This is a genomic window from Myxococcus sp. CA051A (assembly GCF_013336705.1).
In the GTDB taxonomy this organism is placed as follows: Bacteria; Myxococcota; Myxococcia; order Myxococcales; family Myxococcaceae; genus Myxococcus; species Myxococcus llanfairpwllgwyngyllgogerychwyrndrobwllllantysiliogogogochensis.
The window spans coordinates 1-3,111 of the sequence record NZ_JABUMS010000053.1 but is presented as its reverse complement, the minus strand read 5'-3'; the positions used below and the strand labels follow the sequence as shown (position 1 = coordinate 3,111).

At 66.4% G+C, this 3,111-nt stretch carries 1 protein-coding gene; it reads left to right on the top strand.

Annotated features, from left to right (window positions below):
* Window positions 1–32: 32 nt before the first annotated feature.
* On the top strand, window positions 33–3,111 hold a 3,079-nt coding region (locus HUA74_RS44850; protein ID WP_371817413.1), incomplete at its 3' end, for an amino acid adenylation domain-containing protein.

Below are 3,111 nucleotides of genomic sequence, written 5' to 3'. Positions count from 1 at the left end.
CCAACCGCACCCGTCCTCAGCTCGAATCCCTCATCGGATTCTTCGTCAACACTCTCCCTCTCCCCGCTCGCCTCTCCGGCAACCCTTCCTTCCTCGACGTCCTCCTTCGCACTCGCGACTCCTGCCTGGGCGCCTACTCCCACCAGGAGCTTCCCTTCGAGAAGCTCGTCGAGGAACTCCACGTCGAGCGCGAGCCCGGACGCAGTCCGTTGGTCCAGGTCCTATTCGCGCTCCAGAACGCTCCCGGGGGACAGCTTCAGCTTCCAGGGCTCCAGGTCGCTCCGCTGGATCTGGAGACACGGACGTCGCGGTTCGAGCTGTTCCTCGCGCTGGAGGAATCCCCCGAGGGACTCCGGGGCTCCATCGAGTACTCCACCGCGCTGTTCGCTCCGCACACCATCGAACGGATGGCGGAGCACTTCGTGCGACTCGTCGAGGCGTTCGTCCGGGAACCCGAGCGTCCTTGCGGACAAGTGCCGATCCTCTCCGACGACGAGCAACGCCAGTGGCTCATCGACTGGAACCACACGGCGCGCGCCTACCCGTCCGAGTCGTCTCTCGTGCGCCTCTTCAATGCACAGGTGGCGCTGCGGCCCGAAGCCGTGGCGGTTCGACAGGGAGAGCGCGCGCTCACCTATGCCCAGCTCGATTCGCGCGCCAATGCGCTGGCCCAGGTACTGCGAGCCCAGGGCGTCAACCGCCGGCATCCGCAGGTGGGCGTGTGCCTGCCTCGGTCCCCGGAGCTCATCGTCGCGTTCCTCGCGAGTCTCAAGGCCGGCGGAGCGTACGTTCCGCTCGACCCCGAGCACCCCACGGAGCGACTGGCCTTCATGGCCCATGACGCCCGACTCGCGGCCATCGTCTCTCACGATGCGCTGAGCACGCGGCTTCCCGAGGGACCGTGGCACGTGGTGAACCTGGATCGGCTCGGGGATGCGCTGGAGGGTTCGGCGTCAACTCCGTGGGTGGATGACAGCACCGCCGATGACCTGGCGCACATCATCTACACCTCCGGGTCCACGGGGCGTCCCAAGGGTGTCTGCATTCCACACCGGGGTGTGGTTCGCATGGCGCTCGACCCGGACCAGGTCCGCCTGGGGCCAGACGACCGGGTCGCCCAGGTGACCACGGTGACGTTCGACCTCTCCACCTTGGAGATCTGGGGTGCGCTGCTCAATGGCGCCGCGCTCGTCATCTTCGACAAGGACGAGGTCATCCAGCCCGACGTCTTCGCGCGCCACCTGCGGGAGGAGCGCATCTCCGCGCTGGTCGTCGCGACCGCCATCTTCCACCACACCGCGCGCACGCACCCTGATGCGTTCGCGGGGTTGCGCTGGGTCATCTTCGGAGGAGAGGCCGCCGACGCAACGACTGTTCAACGCGTGCTCACACACGGAGCACCGGTCGCATTGGTGAACGGCTACGGCCCCACCGAGAACACCACGTACAGCACCTGGTATCAGGCCCAGCCCTCCACCGAGCTGTCGGTCCCCATTGGAAGGCCTGTCTCCAACAGCACCGCCTATGTGCTCGATGCGAATCTGCAACCTGTTCCTCGGGGTGTCGCGGGTGAGCTGTTCGTCGGAGGCGACGGCCTCGCCTGGGGCTATTGGGACAGACCCGACCTCACCGCCGAGCGCTTCATTCCCCATCCCTTCAGCACGACTCCGGGCGCGCGCCTCTATCGCACGGGCGACCTCGTTCGCTTCCGTCAGGACGGAGAGCTGGACTTCATTGGCCGCCGCGACAACCAGGTGAAGCTGCGCGGATTCCGCATCGAACTGGGTGAAGTCGAGGCCGCGCTGCGTGCCCATCCCGCCGTGCGCGACGCCGTCGTGCTCGTGCGAGAGGACTCGCCGGGTGACAAGCGACTGGTCGCATACGTCGTGACGCGAAGCTCCGGGACACTGTTGCGTGAGCACCTGGGACAACAGCTTCCCAGCTACATGGTGCCCTCGGCGGTCGTCGTCCTCGACGCGCTTCCACTCACACCCAATGGCAAGGTGGATCGGCGCGCGTTGCCGGCGCCTGAGTTCGGAGCGTTGGAGACGGACTCGTTCGTCGCTCCACGCACGGAGCTGGAGTCGCGGCTCGCGGCCATCTGGGCCGCTGTGCTTCAGCTCGACAGCGTCAGCGTCACCGCGAACTTCTTCGACCTGGGCGGGCACTCCTTGCTCGCCACCCAGGTCATCTCTCGCATCCAGGAGCACCTGGGCACGTTGATTCCCGTTCGCGCGCTATTCGAGGCGCCCTCCATCGAGGCCCTTGCTCGCGTCGTCGAGCAGCGCCGAAACGACGTTCCTGCTCCGACAGACGTGGCCCTCGTCCCAACGGTGAGCAGAGACGCGCCGCTGCCGCTCTCCTTCGCGCAGGAGCGTCTCTGGTTCCTCAGCCAGCTTCATGAGCAGCAGGCCGTCTACAACATGCCCTTCGCGCTGCGTCTGGAGGGCGCTCTTGACGTCGCCGCACTCCACGACAGCCTCCGCGCGCTCGTCCTTCGTCACGAGGCTCTCCGCACTCACTTCCCCGGCGACGGCGTTCCCTCTCAGCACATCTCCGACTCCCTCGACTTCGACTGGGAACTCGTCGACCTCTCGTCCTCTCCCAACTCCGACGACGAAGCCCTTCGCCTGCTCCAACTCGATGCCGAGGCGCCCTTCAACCTCGCCCTCGGTCCTCTCTTCCGCGCGCGCCTCTTCCTCCTCGCGCCTCAGCGGCATCTGCTGCTGCTCAACCTCCACCACATCATCTCCGACGGTTGGTCCTTCGGCGTTCTCTACCAGGAGCTCTCCGCCGAGTACCTCGCTCGCCTCCAGGGCGTGGCCTCCTCCCTCGCCCCGCTCTCCATCCAGTACGCCGACTTCTCCTCCTGGCAGCGTCACTGGCTCTCCGGCGACACCCTCTCCTCCCAGCTCTCCTTCTGGACTCGCCTCCTCGACGGCGTCCCTCACGTCCTCTCTCTTCCCACTGACTTTCCTCGTCCCTCTCTCCAATCCTTCGAGGGCTCCACTCACCGCTTCTCTCTTCCCCTCCACCTTCGCGACTCCCTCGACTCCCTCTCCCGTCTCCACGGTGCCACCCTCTTCATGGCACTGCTCTCCTCCTTCCAGC